The organism is Amycolatopsis sp. NBC_01286 (assembly GCF_035982555.1).
Classification (GTDB): domain Bacteria; phylum Actinomycetota; class Actinomycetes; order Mycobacteriales; family Pseudonocardiaceae; genus Amycolatopsis.
In genome coordinates this window covers 2,770,165-2,790,152 of the sequence record NZ_CP108428.1, presented here as the reverse complement: position 1 = coordinate 2,790,152, position 19,988 = coordinate 2,770,165, and the positions used below count along the sequence as shown (strand labels likewise).

Genomic DNA, 19,988 nt, shown 5'->3' with positions numbered 1-19,988 from the left:
TGCGGGTCAGGCCAGGGCAGCGGCCTCGGCGACCAGGGCGTTCACCTTGGCGACGTGCTGCGCCGTGAAGGCGTCACGCGCCCGCGCCTTGAGCAGTTCGCCGTCCAGGTACGCCTGCAGAGCCGAGTCGGGACCGTCGAGCACACCCTGAGCGACGGCGACGACCTCGGGCCCTTCCGACAGCGTCCGGGTCGCGTACACCGACAGGTCGATCAGGTGCGTGACGTACTGGCCGTGCGCCAGGAACTCGCGGACGTCGGCGACGGTGCCGTCGAGGGCCTTCTGGGCCGCCGGCTTCGTCGACGGGCCGCCGGCCGCCAGGATCTGGTTGACCTCGACGCGGTCGTCGGTGTCGCGGCCCGGGTAGTCGCCGGTGCGCAGCAGCGCGGCCACGCCGGCGTACGGGCCCGCGAGCGCATCCCGAGCGGCCTGGCGCAGGCCCGGACGGGCCTTCGGGTCCGCCGCGATCGCCGCGACGGCCACCCGGTCGTCGGACTCCTGCGCGACGGCCAAGCCGCTGTGCACGAAGGTGACGACGTCGTCGTCCGAACCGCTGAGCGCGGCACGGGCGGCCTCCTTGACCGCGGCCCCGCCGTTGCGCAGCAGGTAGACCGACGCGCGCCGGCCGTTCGGCACCGTCAGGGCCGGGTCGGCCGCGTCGGCCAGCAGCTCGTCGTTGTCGGCCTTGGCCTGCGCGGCGCGGGCCGCGGCCTCCTTGGCCTGCTGCTGCGCGGCGGCCTCGGCGCCCGCCGCGGCCTGGCCGTCCTGCTGGTTCTTGCTCTGCTGGGCGGCGAGCCGGTCGGCGTTCGCCTTCCGCGCGTCCGACGCGAGCATGGCGGCCTGGTTCGCCGCGATCTGGACCGCGACGCCGTTGTGCCGGGCCTTGGCCGCCTTCGCGCCGTCGACCTGGCCCTGGACGGCGGTGACCTCGGCGTCACCGGCCGCGGCGACCTGCTTCCAGAGGGCCAGGAAGTACCGGACGTCGGCCGGGTCGCCGTCGAGGGCCGTCTGCGCGGCGGCCTTCACCTCGGGACCGCCGGCGGCGAGCGCCTGGTTCGTGGTGATCCGGTCGTCGGTGTCCCTGGCCTGCTGCAGGCCGGTTTCGAGGAACGCGCGGACGTCGGCGGGCGTGCCGTCGAGCGCCTGCTGGGCACGCGCGTTCACGGTCGGGCCGCCGGTGCTCATGGCCTGGCCGACGGCGATCCGGTCGTCGGCCACCCGCGCCCGGGCCAGGCCGGTGGCCAGGAACGCGCGGACGTCGTCGATGGTGCCGCTGAGCGCCTGCTGGGCGGCGCGCTTGGCGACCGGGCCGCCGGTCGACAGGACCTGGGTGACCAGGACCCGGTCGTCGTCGTCCTTGGCCTGGTACCGGCCGGTGGCCAGGAAGGCCTGCAGGTCGGCCGGCGAGCCGAGCAACGCCGTTTCGGCGCCCCGGGCCACGCCGGGGCCGCCGGTCTCCAGCAGCGAGACGGCCTGCGCCCGATCGGGCAGGACATCCGCCGAAGCGGGCGTCGCGAGTACGCCGACGGCCAAGGCCGCGGCGACGAGAACTGCGTTCACACGCAAGGTGATCCCCCTCGGATCGTTGATCTTCCACTCCCCTATCGCCGGTGAAGCAAGAATGTTTCCGACCCCGGCTAGGCTCCGGTTCCGTGAGTCGAACGAGCAAGCCGGCACCGATCCCGGGCCAGTACCCAGTGCGGTTCGGGGCAGCGGAGCTCCAGCGCTTCGCCGACCGCGGCAACGCATGGCTGCTGTCAGTGGGCGGAGTGGCCCAGTCGTACGTGGACCTGGACGACCCGACCCACCTGGAGTTCGACTACGTCCGCCGCTTCGGCGACGTAGTGGACCTACTCCCACCAGGCCCGGTAGAGGCACTGCACATAGGCGGCGCGGCCTGCACCCTCCCGCGCTACATAGCGGCAAAGCGCCCGGGCTCCCGCCAGCTGGTCTTCGACGCAGACCCGGAACTGGTAGACGTAGTACGCACCCAGCTGGGCCTGAAAATCCCAGGCCTGAGAGTCCGAATCACGGACGGCCGAGAAGGCCTGACAACCCGCAGGGAAAACACAGCAGACCTGATAGTGGTAGACGCATTCGAACAGGCAACCCTGGCAGGCGGCCTGGCAACCCTGGAATCAGTACGCTCGATAGAGCAAATCCTCCGCCCCACAGGCACCTACCTGGCCAACATCACAGACGGAGCAGGCCTCCCCTTCGCCCGCCGCTTCCTGGCCACCCTGAAAGAGGTATTCCCCCAGGTGGTACTGCTAGCGGACCCAGGAGTACTGAGAGGACGCCGTTTCGGAAACCTGGTATTCGCAGCATCGGCAACAGGAATCCCCACAGCGGCATTGGCCGCCCGAACAGCCTCAGCAGCCTTCCCGGCAAGATGCGTAGAGGGCACAGAACTAACCAAACTGGCAGGCAAAGCAAAGCCGATAACAGACAACGACAAACCCCCACCCCCAAAGCCACCAAAAGACATCTTGGGCATCTTCTAGGCCTCGTGAGTGGTTAGTAGGGTTAGAACCGCCCTAACCACTCACGACAACCACGCCACCCCACCCAGGCCCCAAGAAGGGCGCAGCGCCCGCAGGTCGCAAAAGAGGCCCGGCAGCGCACGCAGGCCACGCGCAGGGCCCGGCAGCGCACGCAGGCCGCAAGGAAGGCCACAGCAGCGTTCCCAGGCCGCGAGAGTGGCACCGGGGGTGGCACCCGGGGGGCGAGGACGGCCCGGCAGCGCACCCAAGCAGCAAGGCAGGCCCGGCAAGCACACGCAGGCCAAGAGCAGGGCCCGGCAGCGCACGCAGGCCGCAAGAGAGGCACCGTGGGGTCCCCGGGGGGCCACAAGGACGGCCCGGCAACGCACCCAAGTCGCAAGGAAGGCCCGGGCAGCGCACTCAGGTCACGAGCAAGGCCACGGCAGCGCACGCAGGTCGCGAGAGGGCCCGGCAGCGCACGCAGGTCGTGAGAGGGCACGGCAAGCGCACGCAGGTCACCAGGAAGGCCACGGCAGCGCGCTCAGGCCGCAAGGGAGGCACCGTGGGGGTCCGGGGGCTCGGCCCCCGGGTGAAAGGACGAAGTGAAGGCCCCGGCGAAGGGGCGAAGCCCCGAAGCAGGGAAGCCGAAACGAAGGGGACCCCGCGCACCCGTCAGAGCCTGCTTATCCTTGCTGCCTTCCGGCCCTGGGGAAGTTCACAGGGTGGACGCCGCGCGGGGTCCGTGGTCAAGTGTAGCGGGTCCCGCTCAGGCCCCCGCACCAGCCTGGGCTCGGGCCCGTTTGAACGTGTTGTGCAGGACCGCCAGCAGCGCGTCGCGCACCGACAGCTTCTGGCGTGCGTCGAACGTGATCAGCGGGACGTCCTCGCTCACCGCCAGTGCCCAGCGGATGTCGTCCAGGTTGTGGCCCAGTGCGCCGTCGAACATGTTGACCGCGACCACGAACGGGAGGCCGGCGTTCTCGAAGTAGTCGACCGCCGGGTAGCAGTCGTCCATCCGGCGGGTGTCCACGATGACCAGCGCACCCAGGGCGCCGTGGACCAGGTCCTGCCACATGAAGCCGAAGCGGTCCTGGCCGGGCGTGCCGAACAGGTACAGCTTGACCTCGTCGTCGATCGTGATGCAGCCGAAGTCGAGGGCGACCGTCGTCGTGGTCTTCGCCGGGACGTGGCCCGTGCGGTCGACGTTCGCCGCGACCGACGTGATCGCCGCCTCGGTCGTCAGGGGCTTGATCTCGGAGATCGACGACACCGCCGTCGTCTTGCCGACGCCGAAGCCGCCCGCGATGACGATCTTGACCGGCGCCGGCGGGCGGGCGGCCGGCTCAGTGAATGGCTTCGAGTCCACGAATGACCCTTTCGATCATGCCGAGGTCGTGCGAGTTGTGGTTACCCGGCCGGCGGACGACGACGTAGCCCTGCTCGGCGAGGTCGGCCACCAGCACGCGCGCGACGCCGATGTGCAGGCCGAGCAGGGCGGCCACTTCGGCGACCGACACCGTGCTGCGGCAGAGGGAAACGATTTCCTGGCGTTCGAAGGTGAGCTTCGGGTGCGACGCCGCGCCGAGGCGTGACGTCATGACCTGCGCCTCGATCTCGAGGCTCTGGTCGACCGGCTGCGCCCGCCCCGACGTCATCAGGTACGGCCGCAGCAGCGAGATGTCCGGGTCGTCGGCCATCACGAGCCGACGCTGTTCTTCAGCTCCTCGATGAGCCCGGGCGTGAGGACTTCGGTGGCGCGGTTGGCGAACATCGCCATCTCGTAGGCGATCGTGCCGAGGCTCGCCTGCTTGTTGGCGAGGACGCCGAGCGAGCAGCCGATGCTGATGGTGCAGACCAGCAGGTAACCGTGCTCCAGCTCGATGATCACCTTGTCGGGCGCGCCGAGCGGGTGGCTTTCGGAGACGCCGTGGGCGAGGCCGAGCATGGCGGACGAGATCGCGGCGAGGCGGTCGGCGTTGGAGCGCTCGAGCTCCGAGGACACCGCGATCAGCAGGCCATCGGCCGAGACCGCGATGGCGGCGATCGCGCCCGCGGTGTGCTGCGCGAAGCGGCTCACCAGCCAGTTGAAGTTCTGGGCTTCGACGCTGACACCAGGTGCGGGGATGCTCATTTCCTGCTCTCTTCTTCTCGTTCCATCACACGACCGGCGACCACGCCCGGCGGCGGGGTGTCTGCCGTAAGCTCGTCCGCCTTGGCCAGGCCGGCGGCGAACGAGTCGAACGCCGCGCGCTCGGCCGCCGGGTCCCGCTTGGCGCGGTTCACGACGGGCCGGGCGATCGGCCGGCCCGCGGCCTCCTGCTTGCGGAGGCCGGGGGCGAGCTGGGCGCCGGGCACGCGCCGGGTCAGGCCGTCCCGCGAGATCGGGGCGGTGACCGGCGGCGGGGCGACGGCGGCCGAGAGCGCGATCCGGTCGGTTCCGGGGACGCGCACCGGAAGCGGCGGGGTCGCCGCGACGGATTCGGTCACGACGGTGGGCGGCGCGGGCGGCGGATCGGCCGGCGCGGCACCGGCCTCGACGTCCACGGCGGCCTTGGCGAACGCCTCCTGGAAGCCGTCCATGGCGACCCTGGTGGCCTCCGGGTCGTGGCGCGGCTTGTCGTCGACGACCGCGGCGGTCGTGCCCGGGCTGGGCAGCTGCGCCCCGCGGACGCGACGGCGCAGGCCGCCACGGGACTCCGACTTCGGCGCTTCGGCGACGTCGGAAGCGACGGCGGGAGCGGCGACGGCGGGAGCGGGATCGGCGGGTTCGTCGTCCGGCCAAACCGGCGTCAGCTGGTTGAACCAGCGGAACCCGTTGGCGTGGAGGGTGCCGAGCAGGGCCGGGATCGCCGGCGACGGCAGTTCCTTCTGGCGCTCCGGCTCCGCGGGCCGGAACATGTCCAAAGTGGACTTCGAGCGCGGCGCCGGCGCCGGGGCGGCGTGCCGGGGTTTCGGCTTGGCCACCGGGGGTGCCGCCTGCGCCGGGATCGCCGGCGCGCGTTCGACCTTCGGGAGCAGCCCGGTGCGGTGGTCGAACAGCGACGGCGGGACCGTCAGCCGCGCGGTCACGCCGCCGGTCGTCGGCGTCGCGAGCAGCTCGACGCCCAGCTCGTGGCGTCGCGCGAGGCGGCCGACCACGAACAGGCCGAGCACACTGGTCGGCGCGAGCTCGAGGCGTTCGCGCTCGACGAGCCGCTTGTTCTCCTGCGCCATCTTCTCGGCGGTCATGCCGATGCCGTGGTCGACGATGCTCACCAGGCACGAGCCGTCGGTGAGGAACATCGTGTCCACCTCGACCATCGAGCCCGGCGGCGAGAACGACGTCGCGTTCTCCAGCAGCTCGGCGAAGACCAGCACCAGGTCGGCGCCCAGCGCCGAGGACAGCAGGATCTCCGCGACGACGCCGAGCTTGACGCGCTGGTAGTCCTCGATCTCGGCCAGCGCGGACCGCAGGGCGGTGGCCAGCTCGATCGGGCCGGCGATGCGGGCCTCGTCGCGGGTGCCGGAGACGACGAGCAGGTTGTCGGCGTTGCGGCGCAGGCGGGTGGAGAGGTGGTCGAGCCGGTAGAGGCTGGCCAGCAGGCGGGTGTCCTGCTCGTTGCGCTCGACCTCGTCGATCAGCGCGAGCTGGCGGCCGACGAGGTTCTGCGTGCGCTTCGCGACGTTCGCGAACATCAGGCTGGTGTTGCGCCGGGTGAGCGCCTGCCGCTCGACCAGCTCGGCGGCGGTCGTCTGGACCCGGTTGAACGCCGCGGCGAGCTTGCCGAGCTCGTCGTCGGAGGTGACGTCGATGGTGGCCAGCCGCGGGACCTGCTCCTCGGCCTCCTCGGTGTCGGTCACGCGGACGAGCTCGGTGCCGGCGAGGTCGGCGACCGACGTCGCCGCCGTGGTCAGCCGGCGCAGCGGCTGGGCGATCGAGCGGGACACCGCGACGGCGAGGAAGGCGACCAGCAGGAACAGCGCGGCGGCACCGACGCCGACGGTCCAGGCCAGCCGGGTCGCGTCGCCGGCGCGGCCGGTCGCGCCGTCGGCGATCTCGCCGGTGACCCGTTCCTGGACGAGCTTCCGCTGTCCCGCCTGGGTTTCCGCCGCGGCGAGGACGTCGGTGACGTACTGGCCGGTGGCCGCCGCGTCACGCGGGTTGTCGATCTGGGCGGCGAGGTCTTCGATCCGGCGACCGGCGTCGCTCTGCTCGACGTTGACGACCAGCGACGCCTGCTGGTTGTCGGACGCGTTGTCGGCCTGCTGGACGAACCGGTCGGTGAAGATCGGCGCCTGCTGGGTCGCGTCGTCCAGGATGGACTTGCCGGCGTCCGGCGCGACCGCCGTCACGATCAACGCCATGCCGCGCAACGAGTTCTCCTCGTTCGCGCGCAGCAGCGCTTCGAGGGCGGTCAGCTCCCGGGTGCCCTCGGCGTCACTGGTCAGCTGCGGCACCAGCCGCAGCGAGTCGATGACCGCGCCGATCACGGCGTGGTAGGTGCGGGCGACGCTGTCGAGCGCGACCCCGCGGCGTTCGGCGTTCTGCCGCAGCTCGTTCAGCGAGCCGATCCGGGTCAGCGCCGCCGAGAGCTCGTCCGGCGCGTCCGCGCCGAGCGAGGCCCGCACGTCCTCGACCGCGGCGTCGACCATCCGGCGCTGCTTCGTCATCTCGTCCGGCGACATCGACGGCGTCGCGACGAACGCGCCGGTCAGCAGCCGCTCCCGCTGCAGCTGCCAGACCAGGCCGCCGAGCTGCTGGGTGTGCCGCGCCACGGTCGCCGACTGCGTGGCCGCCGTCGCGCTGTTCACCTGGGTCAGCACGAACGGCACCGAAACCAGGACCACCGCGACCAGCGGCGGCAGGAGCAGCAGGTTCAGCTTGCCGCGAATGCCGAGCCGCGCGAGGAATCCCCCGCCGCCCGCCCGTTTCGCGGTCGACCTGCCGTGCCTCATCCCGCCACCTTTCCCCTCCGACGTTCTCACTCGCCCGCGGCCACCCGGTTCACGTGGCCGCGGTGCTGCTCCCGGACGAGGTCCTCGATCCGGGCGCGCAGCGCGAGGAACTGCGGTTCGCGCTTCACCGCCAGATCCCGTTCGGCCGGCAGCGTCACCTCGACGTCGGCGGCGATCCGCCCCGGGTCGGAGGCGAGCACCACGACCCGCCCGCCCAGGAAGACCGCTTCTTCGACGTCGTGGGTGACCATCAGCACCGTGGTGCCGGTGTCGGCCCAGATCCGGCGGATCAGCACCTGCATGTCCTCTTTGGTCTGGACGTCCAAGGCGCCGAAGGGTTCGTCCAGCAGCAGCACTTCCGGTTCGCAGGCCAGCGCCCGCGCGATCGCGACGCGCTGCTTCTGGCCGCCGGAAAGCTGTTTCGGCAGCGAGCGGCGCACCGCGTCGAGCCCGGTCTCGGCGAGGTACCAGTCGACGCGCTCGCCGCGCTCGGCCGCGTCGATCGACAGCAGCTCGAGGCCGAACGCGACGTTCTTCTCGACGCTGCGCCACGGGTAGAGCGCGCCGGCCTGGAACACCAGCCCGCGGTCGGGGCCCGGGCCCGTCACCGGGACGCCGTCGAGCAGGATCTCGCCCTCGGTCGGCCCGCTCAGCCCGGCCACCAGCGACAACAGCGTCGACTTGCCCGAACCGCTGGCACCGACGACGCAGACGAACTCGCCGCGCAGCACCTCGAGGTCGACGCCGTCGAGGGCGCGCGTCACCTTGCCGCGGACGGTGTAGTCCTTGGCGACGTTCCGCAGTTCCAGCGTCATGCCGCCCACTTCCCGACCTGGGTGCGCACCAGGCGCAGCACGACGTCGATGGTCAGCCCGGCGACGCCGATCACGATGAGCACCGCGAAGATCTTGTCCGTCTGCAGGAACCGCTGCGCGCGGACGATCCGGTAACCCAAGCCGGCCTGGGAGTTGATCAGCTCGGCGACGACCACGAAGTTCCACGCCGCGGCGGCGTTGACCCGGACCGCGTCGATCATGCCCGGCAGCGAGTGCGGCACGACGATCTTGCGCAGCACCTCGCCCCGGCGCGCGCCGAGGGTGTAAGAGACGTCGAGCAGCGCGTTCGGCACCGCGCGCACGACGTCCGCGGTCATCAGGGTGTTGAAGAAGACCGTCCCGATGAACAGGATCGCGATCTTCGACGGCTCGCCGAGGCCGAGCCAGATGATGAGCAGCGGGATGAACGCGCTCGCCGGCAGGTAGCGCAGCAGCCCGATCAGCGGCTCGAAGAAGGCCTGGCCCGCGGTGAACGTGCCCATCAGCAAACCGAGCGGCACCGAGACGAGCACCGCGAGACCGAAGCCTTCGAGCACCCGCTGCGTCGTCGCCCAGAGGTCGTCGAACAGCTCGCCGGTGCCCGCCATGTCGGCCCCGGCCTTGAGCACCGCCACCGGGGACGGCAGGAACGTCGAGTCGACGGCGCCGCTGACGCTGAGCAGCACCCAGGCGAGGAACGGGATCGCGAACGAGAGCACCGCCAGCGTCCACCGCGCGGACGCCGAAATCGGCGTCCGCAAGGAGAACAGGGGCGACGCGGGTTTCGGCGCGGCCCGGCGCGGCAGCGGCGTCCAGGCCGGCCGGCCCCGGCCCGCCTGGACGCGCTCGGCGAGCCCCTGCTCGGCCTCCAGTGCCTCGGCCGCGCGTGCGTCGGCCGAGGCGCCGGAAGTGGTGCGCTGGGTGGGACCGGTCACTGCGGCGCGGCCTTCACGAACTGGTCGTCGAACAGGCCGTCGAGCGACGGCCGCTGCTGGGCGAGGCCGGTGCTCACGATGAAGTCGATGATCTTGTTCGCCTGGGAGTCGAGGTGCTGCGCGGTGACACCCGGGGTGAACGCGTCGAGGTTCTGCTGGCGCGTGAAGATCGTGGTGCCGGCGTCGTAGGACTTGTAGTCCGCGTCGGACACCCCGCCGCGCTCGGCCATGATCTTGACCGCCGCGTCCTTGTTGTTCTTGATCCAGGTCAGCGTCTCGAACCAGGTGTTGACGAGCGCCTGCACGTCCTTCGGGTGCTCCTTGACCAGCTTCTGCGAGGTGACCAGGTGGTCCGGGATGGCGCCGGGGAACTCGGTCGACGACGAGATCGCGCGGCTGCCCGGGAGCTCGAGGGCCTTGGTGGTGAACGGCGCGAACGCGCCCACCGCGTCGACCTGACCGCCGACGAACGCGGCGGCCGCGGCGTCGGTCGGCAGGTTGACCAGCTGGATGTCCTTTTCGGTCAGTTTCGCTTCCTGCAGCGCGAGCAGCAGGAGGTAGTGGTCGACGGTGCCCTGCTCGACGGCGACCTTCTTGCCCCGGAGGTCGGCGACGGCGGTGATCCCGTTCCGCGCGATGATCTTGTCGTTGCCGGTCGAGTTGTCGTTCACCAGCACGATCGAGAGCTTCGCGCCGCCCGAGGCCGACGAAAGCGTGTCGTTGAGGGTCTGGCTGTTGGCGTCGATCGCGCCGCTGGAGAGCGCGTTGATGCTGTCGGTGTAGTTGTCGAACCACTTGAGGTCGACGTTGACGCCGTTCTTGGCGAACAGGCCCTGCTCCTGCGCCACCTGCCAGGGGAACCACCCCGGCCAGGCGCTGAACCCGAGCGTGATCTTGCCGCCGTCGCCGGAGGCGGAACTGTCACTGCAGCCGGACAGGGCGGTGACCCCGAGGAGGGTCAGCAGCGTCAGGAGCGCCGTCAGCAGACGACGAGGGCGGGAAGTCACAGCGAAACTCCAGAAGGCGGGGGAAGTGGAGTAGAGCGACACCGAAGAGGGAACGAGGCCTACCTGCCGTGACGACGAGGAGATGGTTCGGGCAAGGCTGCGCCACCGCGCACGGTCATCGCTGCTCTCTTCCAGACGCACCTGATCGGGTCAAGGCGAGAGAACGCGGACAAGAAGCACCTACACCCAGTGAAAACCGGCGCCGCACGCACCGGACCACTCACCCCTTGTCCCTCTCCCGGCGGAGACTCTAGCGAGTGACACAAGATCCCCACAACGCCATCCCAGTGCCTCCAAAAGGGTGACGCTCAACCAGGTCAACCAGCGTCTTCGCGGGTCGGCAAGATCAAGTACGCGGGTGTTTCTGTCGGCCGCCCGGTCAAGATCTCCGCACGCCTGAAGAGGTCCGCCCGTGCAGGCGCACGGGCGGCAAGGCCGCGTTGTTACACGTCGGCGCGGGATGTCGAGATCAGCAGCGAGGCCTCGCCGGACAAGCGAACAGTCGTTCGGAATGTGCCACTGATCGGCGGCCCGTTCGAACAGGTGTCCGCATCCGCGAATACCGCACGGACGTCAAGGCCGTCGAATGATTCCGCAACTGTTTACACGGCTGAAACATTCAATGTTTCTGTCAAGCGATCGATTTTGTGAAGTCGTAAACCGTCGTGCTCCCGACCGTCGAAGACGCGAAGTTCTGCTCCACCCACGTCTGGATTTCGCCCGAGGTGCCGCGGCCCCCGCCGAAACCGCCGCGCCCGCCCGCGACGTAGTAGTGGATGTCGCCGTCGGCGACGTACTTCTCGAACTGCTGCAGTGTCGGCGCCGGATCGCTGCCGCTGAAACCGCCGATCGCGAGCACCGGCCGGCCGCTGTCGAGCGCCAGCCCGGCCGCCTGCATCGCGCCGCTCTGCGCCGCGGCCCACTTCGTCGTCGTGCCCTTCAGCAGGTCGATCACGGCGGTGCCGGCCTGGCCCCCGCCGAACCCGCCGGCCCCACCGCGGCCGCCGCCGAAACCGCCGAAGCCGCGTCCACTCGCGACCGCCGGGCCGGACGACGGCGTGCCGCCCGAGTGCGCCGTCGCCGCCGTCGCGAAGGTGAAGGACGCCGTCCCGAGCAACGCGCCGCACAGGCCGGCCGCGGCCACGACCGGGCCGAGCCGCCGGACCCGGTCCGCGCCGAAGAGCAGGGCGAACGCGGCGAGGGCGCTCAGCACGAGCAGCGCGTAGCGCAGCCACGGCTGCCACTCCGGCGTCCGGGCGAGCAGCACGAAGCCCCACACCGCGGACGCCGCGAGCATGACGGCCAGCACCGCGCGGGCGGCGAAGTTGGCCCGGCCACGCCACAGCTCACGCGCGGAAATCCCCAGTGTGCCGGCGATCCCGGGCGCCAGCGCGACCGTGTAGTACGGGTGGATGATGCCGCTCATGTAGCTGAACACCAGCACCGTGACGACCGTCCAGCCGCCCCACAGCAGCAGGGCCGCGCGGGTCCCGTCGGTGCGCGGCGCGCGGCGGGTGAACCACAGCCCCGCGACCAGGCCGACCAGCGCGGCGGGCAGCAGCCACGACGCCTCGGCGCCGAACTCGCCGCTGAACAACCGCGTCAGCCCGGTCTGGCCGCCGAACGCGCCGCCGCCGAAGCCGCCTGCTGCCGCCCCGGTCGGCGGGGTGAAGCCACCACCGCCACCACCGCGGCCCTCGCCGAAGATCCGGCCGAGGCCGTTGTAGCCGAAAGCCAGTTCCAGCACGGTGTTGTCGGTCGAGCCGCTGATGTAGGGCCGGTCCGCGACGGGCCACAGCGCGACGGCCGCGACCCACCAGCCCGCGGAGACGAGCACCGCACCGGCGGCCGCGAACAGCTGGCCGACCCGGCGCCCGAGCGACGTCGGCGCCGCGACGGCGTACACCAGCACGAACGCGGGCAGCACGAGGAACGCCTGCAGCATCTTGTCGAGGAAGCCGAAGCCGATCGCGACCCCGGCGAGCACCAGCCACCAGGTGCTCGCCTTTTCGAGCGCGCGCACGACGCAATACGCGCCGGCGACGAGCAGCAGGACGAGGAAGGCGTCCGGGTTGTCGTAGCGGAACATCAGCGCGGCGACCGGCGTCAGCGCGAGCGCGGCCCCGGCCAGCAGCCCCGCACCGGGTCCGGAGAGCCGGCGCACCGCGAGGTACAGCAGGCCGACGGACGCGACGCCGGCCAGCGCGTTCGGCACCAGCAGGCTCCAGCTGGTGAACCCGAAGATCCGGCCGGACAACCCCATGGCCCACAGGGAGAACGGCGGTTTGTCGACCGTGACGACGTTGCCCGGGTCGAGCGAGCCGAAGAACAGCGCCTTCCAGCTCCACGTCCCGGCCTGCGCGGCCATCGCGTAGAAGTCGTTGGCCCAGCCCGTTTTCGCCAGGTCCCACAGGTAGAGCAGCCCGGTCCCGAGCAACAGCGCGGCCACCGAAGGCTTGACCCACCGCGCTTCCGGGGCAGCCTGGGGCGCGGGCTGGGCGAGTTCGGGCGCCGACAGGGTGGTCGTCATGAGCCCCACCGTCTCGGTGGCGCATGTGGTGAACTTGTGCCGAACCTGTGGACCCGCTGTGCATCCACCCCGATCGAGTGACGAACACAGCCCACCGCGCCCCACCTCGGGGGGCCAAAGCGCCACTTTCACTACGAAAGATGCGAGGTTGTGGAGCGATTTCGGAGGATGTGGACAACAACTGGGCAGTGTGGTCGTCGTCAGTCCGGCGCCGGGGCCGCCGCGAAGACGATCTCGAACTCCGTGCGTCCCGGCCGGCTCTGCACGCCGACGCGGGCGCCGTGCGCACCCGCCACCGCCGCCACGATCGCCAGGCCGAGGCCCGTGCTGCCCGCCGCCCGTGAGCGTGAGTTGTCGCCGCGGGCGAAGCGCTCGAAGATGTCCGGGAGGATCTCCGGTGGGATGCCCGGGCCGTCGTCGGCCACCCGCAACCGCACATAACCGTCCGAAGTGGACAGTGTGGTCGTCACCGTGGTGCCCGCCGGGGTGTGCGTGCGGGCGTTGGCCAGCACGTTGATCACCACCTGGTGCAGCTGACCCGCGTCGCCGAGGACGCCGATCGGCTCGCCGGGGACGTCCATCAGCCACTTGTGGTCCGGGCCCGCGACGTGCGCGTCCGCGACCGCGTCGGCCACCAGCCGGCACAGATCGACCCACTCCGGCACCACCGCGCGGCCCGAGTCCAGCCGGGCGAGCAGCAGCAGGTCCTCCACCAGCGTCGTCATCCGGCGTGACTCCGACTCGACGCGGCTCATCGCGAACGCGATGTCCGGCGGCACCTGCTCGCCGCTGCGCCGGGTCAGCTCCGCGTACCCGCGGATCGCGGCCAGCGGCGTCCGCAGCTCGTGGCTCGCGTCCGCGACGAACTGGCGCACCCGGCTTTCGCTCGCCTGCCGCGCGGTCAGCGCGTTCGCGATGTGCTGCAGCATCCGGTTCAGCGCCGAGCCGACCTTGCCGACCTCGGTGTTCGGGTTGGTATCGGCTTCCGGAACGCGTTCGGACAGCGCGACTTCGCCGCGGTCCAGCGGCAGTTCCGAGACGCGCGTGGCGGTCGCGGCCAGCCGGTCCAGCGGCAGCATCGTACGGCGGATCGTCGCCGCGCCGACCGCGCCCGCGACCAGGATCCCGGCGAGCGCGACGCCGCCGAGGATGAAGCCCAGCCGCCAGAGCGTCTCGTCGACGTCCTTCAGCGGCAGGCCGATGACGGTCTTGTCGCCGGCCGGAGACGCCGTCGAGACGACGCGGTAGGCCCCGAGGCTGCCGCTGAGGACGATGCTGTGCGGCTTCCCGTCGGAGGGCAACGCCAGCAGCGTCCGCACCTGGCCCTCGTCGAGCTGCCGGTACGGCGCCCGCCGCTTGGTCGGCGAGCCCACGCTGGAGTCGAGCACGGCCCCGGTGCCCCGCGAACCGACCTGGACGGCGGCGAGCGTGCCCTCGCCCTGGCCCAGCGCCCGCAGCGGGTCCGGCGGCGGCGCGTCGCCGTACGTCCAGGGCGGCCGTTCCCCGCCGTGCTTGGCGCGGTCGGTGGCCGCGGCGAGCCGGTCGTCCTGCTGGCGCACCAGGAACTCGCTGAGCGCGAACTCCGTGACCACGCCGACGACGACGCACACGAGCGCGAGCAACGCGGCGAGCTGGACGATCAGCCGCCGGCGCAACGACCACGGCCGCTGCGTCCCGAACCGCCGCCGCTCAGCCCGCTGGCTTGAGGACATACCCGGCGCCCCGCATGGTGTGGATCATTGGCTCGCGGTCGGCGTCGATCTTCTTGCGCAGGTAGGAGATGTAGAGCTCGACGATGTTGGCCTGGCCGCCGAAGTCGTAGCTCCACACGCGGTCCAGGATCTGGGCCTTCGACAGCACCCGCTTCGGGTTGCGCATGAGGTAGCGCAGCAGCTCGAACTCGGTTGCCGTCAACGGCACCAGGTCACCGCCGCGGTGCACCTCGCGGCTGTCCTCGTCCAGGGTGAGGTCGCCGACGACCAGCGTCGACCCGCTCGCGCCGGTGACGCCGCCCGCCCGGCGCAGCAGCGCGCGCAGCCGCAGCGCGACCTCTTCGAGGCTGAACGGCTTGGTGACGTAGTCGTCGCCGCCCGCGGTGAGCCCGGCGATGCGGTCCTCGACCGCGTCCTTCGCCGTCAGGAACAGCACCGGCAGGTGCGGGGCCTCGGAACGCATGCGCCGCAGCACTTCCAGGCCGCTGAAGTCGGGGAGCATGACGTCCAGGACGACCGCGTCGGGCCGGAAGTCGCGCGCGATCCGGACGGCCTCCGTGCCGTCGCCCGCGCTGCGCACCTCCCAGCCCTCCATCCGCAGGGCCATCGAGACGAGCTCGGCCAGCGTCGCCTCGTCGTCGACGACGAGGACCCGCACGGGGCTCCCGTCGGCGCGGCGCAGGTCGGCCTTGCCGGGGCCGGGTGACGTGGTGTTCATAGCGGTCATAGTGCCATCTTCGCCACGCGCCCACCGGGTTCGCTGTGGGCGCGCTGTGCGTTGCCTGTGAGGTCCTTCGCCTGGGTAAGGGAGCCACAGGACCCGCTGACGGCTCGCACAGCTCAAACACAGCCAGGGCGGTGAGCCTGGGCTGGACCAGTGTGGGTACGACCGGAGGACACGATGACGACCGAGCCGACGCCGAACACTCCGCCCCAGGGCGAGCCGGCACCCGCGAGCCAACCGGCCGCGGCGAACTGGGGCGACCCCGCGGCGGCCGCGCCGAAGAAGGGCTGGTCCGGCAAGAAGACGGCGATCGCCGCCGGCATCGCCGTGGTGATCGCGGCCGGTGGCGGCGCGGCGATCTGGGCGGGCACCAGCAGCGCCGACAACTCCGCGCAGCAGGGCGGCCCCGGCGGCTTCGGCGGCCCGGGCGGTCCCGGCGGCGGCCAGTTCCGCGGCCAGGGCATGCCCGGCGGCAACTTCGGCGGCGGCGCGGCCGCGCTGCGTGACGCGCTGCACGGCGACTTCGTCGTCGCCAACCCGAACGGCGGCTACACGACCGAGCGGCTGCAGACCGGCGACGTCACCGAGCTGAGCGCCACGTCCGTGACGCTGACCAGCAAGGACGGCTACAAGCAGACGTACGCGCTCGACGGCTCGACGCAGAAGACGGGCGACGTGAAGACCGGCGACACCAACGTGACGGTGGTGGCGAAGGTCGACGGCCAGACCGCGACGGCGACGTCCCTCGGCCAGGCGCTGGCGGGCCAAGGCCAGCGCCAGCCGGGCCAGCGCCGCGGCGGCTACCCGGCCCGCCCCTCGAACTGACGCTCCCGCTCCACCACACCGAAAAGCCGTGAAGGCCTCCTTACCGGCCGTAAGAGCCGGTAAGGAGGCCTTCACGGCTTTTGCGGACCCCGGCGGCCCGGTTAGGGCACAGTTGCGGGCGTGTACGACATCAGGGGGTCACTGCGGCGGCAGTCGCTGCTCGTCGCGGTGGTCTGCGTCGGTTGTGACGCCGTCCTCTTCAGCGTGCGCGGACCGCTCGGCAACGGCCACTGGCAGCCGTGGGCCGTGCTGCTCGGCGGCGTCGCCGTCAACGCCGCGCTCGCCGGGCCGGCCCGCTACTCGGGCTGGGTGTCGCTGGCGCACGCCCTGCTCTTCGCCGCCTCGCCGCTGCTGATCAGCACCACCGCGGGGTACGTCGTCGGCAACAACGCGGGCGTCCTGATCGCGGGGTACCGCGCGGGCGCCTGGCTGCGCCCGAAACCGGCGGTGCTCGCGCTGCTGGCGATGGTCGCCGGCGTCACCGCGGGCTGCGTCGAAGGCGGCGGCCGGACCGCGAGCGACCTGCGGCTGATGGCGGTCAGCGTCAGCGTGAGCGCGCTGCTGCCGTGGCTGGTCGGCCGGTACACGACGGCGCGGCGCGCCTACATCGCCGACCTCGAGCGCGAGGCGGACGAACGCCGCCAGCACGAAGAAGCGGCCGTGCGCAGGGCCGTCACCGAGGAGCGCACGACGATCGCGCGCGACCTGCACGACGTCATCTCCCACCACGTCAGCGCCATCGGCGTGCACGCCGGCGCGGCCCGGCTCGGGCTGCCCGAAGGCGACTCGCCGGTGCGCAAGTCGCTCGGCGCGGTCGAGTCCGCGAGCCGCTCGGCGATGGCGGACCTGCGCCGCCTGCTCGACCTCCTGCACGCCGAAACCGGCGCCGCCCAGCCCGGTCTGGACAATCTCGACGAGCTGGTCGAGACCGTCCGCGCGGCCGGCCTGCCGACCCGGCTGACGCTGCTCGGCGAACCACGCGAGCTGGCCGGCTCGCTCGACGTCGCGTTGTACCGGATCGCGCAGGAGGGCCTGACCAACGCGCTGCGCCACGGCGTGGGCCCGGTCGAGGTCGAACTAAACCACGGCCGCACCGAAGTCGTGCTCACGGTGACCAACGGCCTGCGACCCGGCCGCACCTCCCGCGGCGAGCACGCGCACCGCGGGCTGGCGGGGATCCGGCAGCGTGTCACGCTGTTCGGCGGCCAGGTCGCCTACGGCGAAAACGGCACGCAGTGGCAGCTGCGCACGACCTTCCCGGTGGAGAGCACATGATCCGCGTCCTGCTGGCCGACGACCACGCGATGTTCCGCTCCGGGATGCGCGCGCTGCTCGACACCCAGCCCGACTTCACCTGCGTCGGCGAGGCGTCCGACGGCCGGGAGGCGGTGGCCGAGACGGCTCGCCTGCGCCCGGACGTCGCGGTCCTCGACGTCCGGATGCCCCGCCTCGACGGCCTCGCCGCGACCGAGGCGATCCTCTCCGCGCCGGGCAACGACACCCGCGTCCTCGTGCTCACCACCTACGACGCCGACGAGTACGTCTACCGCGCGCTGCGGGCCGGGGCGAGCGGGTTCCTGCTGAAGAGCCTGGCGCCGGAGGAGCTGGTCGCGGCGATGCGGGTGGCGGCCCGGGGTGACGCGCTGATCGACCCGTCGGTGACCCGGCGGCTGGTCGCGAAGTTCACGTCGGTGCTCGAGCCGGCCGCCGCCGAACCGCCCGAGGTGGCCCGGCTGACGTCCCGGGAGCGGGAGGTGCTGCTCCTGCTCGCCAACGCCTGCAGCAACGCCGAGATCGCCCGGCAGCTGCACGTCGGCGAGGAGACGGTGAAGACCCACGTGTCACGGGTGCTCTCGAAGCTCGGGCTGCCCGACCGCGTGCACGCCGTCGTCTACGCCTACAAGCACAAACTCGTCCCCGGCGACTGACGTCGTTCGTGCGAGACTGGCGCGATGAAGCGGTGGGTCACGTTCGCGGTCGGGGTCGTGCTCTTGCTCGTCGGCGCCGTCTGGGTGCTGCAGGGCCTCGGCGTCATCACCGGAAGTTTCATGACGGGCCAGAAGCTGTGGTTCCTGATCGGGCTCGTCGCGTTCCTGGCCGGCATCGTCCTGGTCGCGGCGAACGTGACCCGGCGGCGCAAACCTACTTCGTGAAGATCTCGAAGACCGGGTAGCCGGGCGCGATCTCGCGCAGCTGCTCGTCCGACGCCTTGGCGTCGACGCCCTCGAAGAACGCGCTGACCTCGAACTTCCAGCGCTTGAGGTAGGCGCGCAGGATCACGGGCTTCTCGTCGTCGGCCAGCTCGCGGTAGGTGAAGGTCTCGTCGCGCCGTCCGACGCGCAGCTGCCCCTGGCCGGCCACGCGCAGGTTGCGCACCCACTGCGTCTCGCCGCGGGCGGCGACGAGGTAGTCGACGCCGTCGATGGTCAGCAGGTTGACCGGGGTCGAGCGCGGCTCGCCGCTCTTGCGGCCGACGACGGTCAGCACCCGGCTGCCGAGGATGCTCACGCCCATCTTGGTCAGCTTCGCGACCAGCTCGTTGAAGACGTTGGTGGACTTGGCGGGCTTCAGGTAGCGGGTCTCGGTCATGGTGTCCTCCGGAGTTTCGGGAGAGCAGTGCTCTCGGTTAAGAGCAGTGAACACCCTTTGTCGCGACGAGTCAAGAGCAGTGCTCTCGATTTTGTGCGCCGCTCTCGTGCATGGCAGACTGGGCGTCATGACCGCGACCCGGACCGCGCGCGAACGTGCCCGCGCCGAACTCACCCAGGAGATCAAGGACGAGGCCCGCCGCCAGCTCGCCGAGGTCGGCGCGAACGGGCTTTCGCTGCGCGCGGTGGCGCGTGAGCTGGGCATGGTCTCGTCCGCGCTGTACCGCTACTTCCCCAGCCGCGACCGGCTGCTGACCGACCTGATCGTCGACGCCTACAACGCGATCGGCGAGGCGGCCGAGGGCGCCGACCCTGGCAAAGGCGAACCGCGCGAGCGCTGGCTGTCGATCTGGCTGGCGACGCGCGAGTGGGCGAAGGCGCACCCGCACGAGTACGCGCTGATCTACGGTTCGCCGATCCCCGGCTACCAGGCCCCGCAGGACACCGTCGCGCCGGCGGCCCGCGTCGCGCTGGCCCTGGTCAAGGTGCTCACGCACACCGAGCTGCGGGCCGTCGACGGCGACGTCACGCCCGGGCTGCGGGCCCAGGCCGAGACGCTCACGAAGGTCCTCGGGATCGTCGCCGGACCCGAGACGGTGGCCCGGCTGCTCATGGCGTGGACCCAGCTGTTCGGGGCGATCAACTTCGACCTGTTCGGCCAGTACGTCGGCAGCGTCGACCCGGCCGACGAGTTCTTCGCCCACACGGCGAAGCGGATGGCGGAGTTCGTCGGGCTCTAACGCAGCCAGGTCCGCAGCAGCAGCTCGACGGCGTCGGCGATCACCGTGTCGCTCGTGCCGTCCGGGCTCAAGTAGCGCTGCCGGAGCAGGCCGTCCTCCAGCGCGTGGATGATCAGCGCGAGGAACGCCGGATCGGCGGGCGGCTCGACCCCGCGCGCGGCGAACGTCGCCCGCACCCCCGCCTCGATCAGCTCACGCGCGGCGCGTTCGTTCTCCCCGATCGACGGCCGGGCTTCGGGGTTGCGCAGCGCGTAAAGGGTCAGTTCGGTGCGCAGTGCGAACCACTCCGGCAGGTGTTCGGCGCGCTCGCCGTGCCACTCCTTGAGCTGGGCCATGACGTCACCGCTCAGGGCCGCGACCTCGGCCGCCTCCTGCGAACGCCGCTGGTCCAGCAGCGCCACCACCAGCTCGTGCTTGTCCTCGAAGTTGCCGTAGAACGCGCCGCGCGTGTAACCGGCGCGTTCGGCGATCTGCTCGACGGACGTCCCGTTGACGCCGCGCTCGGCGAACAGCGCGGCCGCCGCGTCGAGCAGCCGCTCCTTGGTGCGTTCGCGGCTTTCCGCCCGCGTCAGGCGCTTCCCTGCCACGGCCGAGACGGTACCGTCGCCCGGACGGCAAACTGCGGAAGGCGGGC

Annotated in this window: 19 protein-coding genes and 1 other RNA gene; 6 read left to right on the top strand and 14 right to left on the bottom strand. The window is 71.6% G+C overall.

What is annotated here, in order from left to right; translation table 11 throughout:
• Window positions 1–6: 6 nt before the first annotated feature.
• Window positions 7–1,560 (bottom strand): ALF repeat-containing protein, encoded by a 1,554-nt coding sequence (locus tag OG570_RS13605; protein ID WP_326956730.1) that lies wholly within the window; start codon window positions 1,558–1,560, stop codon window positions 7–9.
• 92 nt (window positions 1,561–1,652) lie between these two features.
• Between OG570_RS13605 and OG570_RS13600 the strand changes: the two genes are divergently transcribed.
• Entirely contained in the window at window positions 1,653–2,504 is an 852-nt protein-coding gene (locus tag OG570_RS13600; protein ID WP_326956729.1) for a spermidine synthase, read from the top strand.
• 629 nt (window positions 2,505–3,133) lie between these two features.
• Here OG570_RS13600 and ffs read toward each other — a convergent pair.
• From ffs to OG570_RS13545, 11 genes are all read right to left on the bottom strand, one after another.
• Window positions 3,134–3,228: signal recognition particle sRNA small type (ffs, locus tag OG570_RS13595), an RNA gene on the bottom strand.
• Between the two features lie 21 nt (window positions 3,229–3,249).
• A complete protein-coding gene (locus OG570_RS13590; protein ID WP_326945052.1) occupies window positions 3,250–3,849 on the bottom strand; it encodes a GTP-binding protein in 600 nt (199 codons plus the stop codon).
• The gene (locus OG570_RS13585) at window positions 3,827–4,180 is read right to left on the bottom strand and encodes a DUF742 domain-containing protein (RefSeq protein WP_326951703.1); all 354 of its coding nucleotides are present in this window, start codon (window positions 4,178–4,180) and stop codon (window positions 3,827–3,829) included. Before OG570_RS13585 ends, OG570_RS13590 begins: the two co-directional genes overlap by 23 nt.
• Complete coding sequence (locus OG570_RS13580) at window positions 4,180–4,614, bottom strand: roadblock/LC7 domain-containing protein (RefSeq protein WP_247058954.1); 435 nt, start codon at window positions 4,612–4,614, stop codon at window positions 4,180–4,182. The genes OG570_RS13585 and OG570_RS13580 overlap by 1 nt, the downstream gene beginning before the upstream one ends.
• A complete protein-coding gene (locus OG570_RS13575; RefSeq protein WP_326956728.1) occupies window positions 4,611–7,418 on the bottom strand; it encodes a sensor histidine kinase in 2,808 nt (935 codons plus the stop codon). The genes OG570_RS13580 and OG570_RS13575 overlap by 4 nt, the downstream gene beginning before the upstream one ends.
• Before the next feature lie 26 nt (window positions 7,419–7,444).
• On the bottom strand, window positions 7,445–8,233 hold the full coding sequence (locus tag OG570_RS13570) for an ABC transporter ATP-binding protein (RefSeq protein ID WP_326956726.1): 789 nt from the start codon (window positions 8,231–8,233) through the stop codon (window positions 7,445–7,447).
• Window positions 8,230–9,168, bottom strand: coding sequence for an ABC transporter permease (locus tag OG570_RS13565; protein ID WP_326956725.1), 939 nt, complete (start codon window positions 9,166–9,168; stop codon window positions 8,230–8,232). The genes OG570_RS13570 and OG570_RS13565 overlap by 4 nt, the downstream gene beginning before the upstream one ends.
• Complete coding sequence (locus tag OG570_RS13560) at window positions 9,165–10,175, bottom strand: ABC transporter substrate-binding protein (protein WP_326956724.1); 1,011 nt, start codon at window positions 10,173–10,175, stop codon at window positions 9,165–9,167. Before OG570_RS13560 ends, OG570_RS13565 begins: the two co-directional genes overlap by 4 nt.
• A gap of 631 nt (window positions 10,176–10,806) precedes the next feature.
• Window positions 10,807–12,705, bottom strand: coding sequence for a glycosyltransferase family 39 protein (locus OG570_RS13555; RefSeq protein ID WP_326956723.1), 1,899 nt, complete (start codon window positions 12,703–12,705; stop codon window positions 10,807–10,809).
• A 200-nt stretch (window positions 12,706–12,905) separates the two neighbouring features.
• Window positions 12,906–14,417 carry a sensor histidine kinase gene (locus tag OG570_RS13550; RefSeq protein ID WP_326956722.1) on the bottom strand — a complete coding sequence of 504 codons (1,512 nt, stop codon included), beginning with the start codon at window positions 14,415–14,417 and terminating at the stop codon, window positions 12,906–12,908.
• A complete protein-coding gene (locus OG570_RS13545; protein ID WP_371827598.1) occupies window positions 14,395–15,135 on the bottom strand; it encodes a response regulator transcription factor in 741 nt (246 codons plus the stop codon). The genes OG570_RS13550 and OG570_RS13545 overlap by 23 nt, the downstream gene beginning before the upstream one ends.
• Before the next feature lie 183 nt (window positions 15,136–15,318).
• Here OG570_RS13545 and OG570_RS13540 point away from each other — a divergent pair, with 183 nt between their 5' ends.
• The 4 genes from OG570_RS13540 to OG570_RS13525 all read left to right on the top strand — a co-directional run bounded on the left by OG570_RS13540 (window position 15,319) and on the right by OG570_RS13525 (window position 18,119).
• The gene (locus OG570_RS13540) at window positions 15,319–15,966 is read left to right on the top strand and encodes a hypothetical protein (RefSeq protein ID WP_326945059.1); all 648 of its coding nucleotides are present in this window, start codon (window positions 15,319–15,321) and stop codon (window positions 15,964–15,966) included.
• A 120-nt stretch (window positions 15,967–16,086) separates the two neighbouring features.
• The gene (locus OG570_RS13535; protein ID WP_326956721.1) at window positions 16,087–17,241 is read left to right on the top strand and encodes a sensor histidine kinase; all 1,155 of its coding nucleotides are present in this window, start codon (window positions 16,087–16,089) and stop codon (window positions 17,239–17,241) included.
• Complete coding sequence (locus OG570_RS13530; protein ID WP_326945061.1) at window positions 17,238–17,894, top strand: response regulator transcription factor; 657 nt, start codon at window positions 17,238–17,240, stop codon at window positions 17,892–17,894. The genes OG570_RS13535 and OG570_RS13530 overlap by 4 nt, the downstream gene beginning before the upstream one ends.
• A gap of 24 nt (window positions 17,895–17,918) precedes the next feature.
• On the top strand, window positions 17,919–18,119 hold the full coding sequence (locus OG570_RS13525; RefSeq protein WP_326956720.1) for a hypothetical protein: 201 nt from the start codon (window positions 17,919–17,921) through the stop codon (window positions 18,117–18,119).
• Here the strand turns inward: OG570_RS13525 and OG570_RS13520 are convergent.
• Window positions 18,109–18,555 carry a nitroreductase family deazaflavin-dependent oxidoreductase gene (locus tag OG570_RS13520; protein WP_326945062.1) on the bottom strand — a complete coding sequence of 149 codons (447 nt, stop codon included), beginning with the start codon at window positions 18,553–18,555 and terminating at the stop codon, window positions 18,109–18,111. The two genes, OG570_RS13525 and OG570_RS13520, sit on opposite strands and share 11 nt — an antisense overlap.
• 127 nt (window positions 18,556–18,682) lie before the next feature.
• Here OG570_RS13520 and OG570_RS13515 point away from each other — a divergent pair, with 127 nt between their 5' ends.
• Complete coding sequence (locus OG570_RS13515; protein WP_326956718.1) at window positions 18,683–19,354, top strand: TetR/AcrR family transcriptional regulator; 672 nt, start codon at window positions 18,683–18,685, stop codon at window positions 19,352–19,354.
• On the opposite strand, the gene OG570_RS13510 is transcribed toward OG570_RS13515, so the two are convergent.
• Entirely contained in the window at window positions 19,351–19,941 is a 591-nt protein-coding gene (locus tag OG570_RS13510) for a TetR/AcrR family transcriptional regulator (RefSeq protein ID WP_326956716.1), read from the bottom strand. The genes OG570_RS13515 and OG570_RS13510 overlap by 4 nt on opposite strands.
• Window positions 19,942–19,988: the final 47 nt, after the last annotated feature.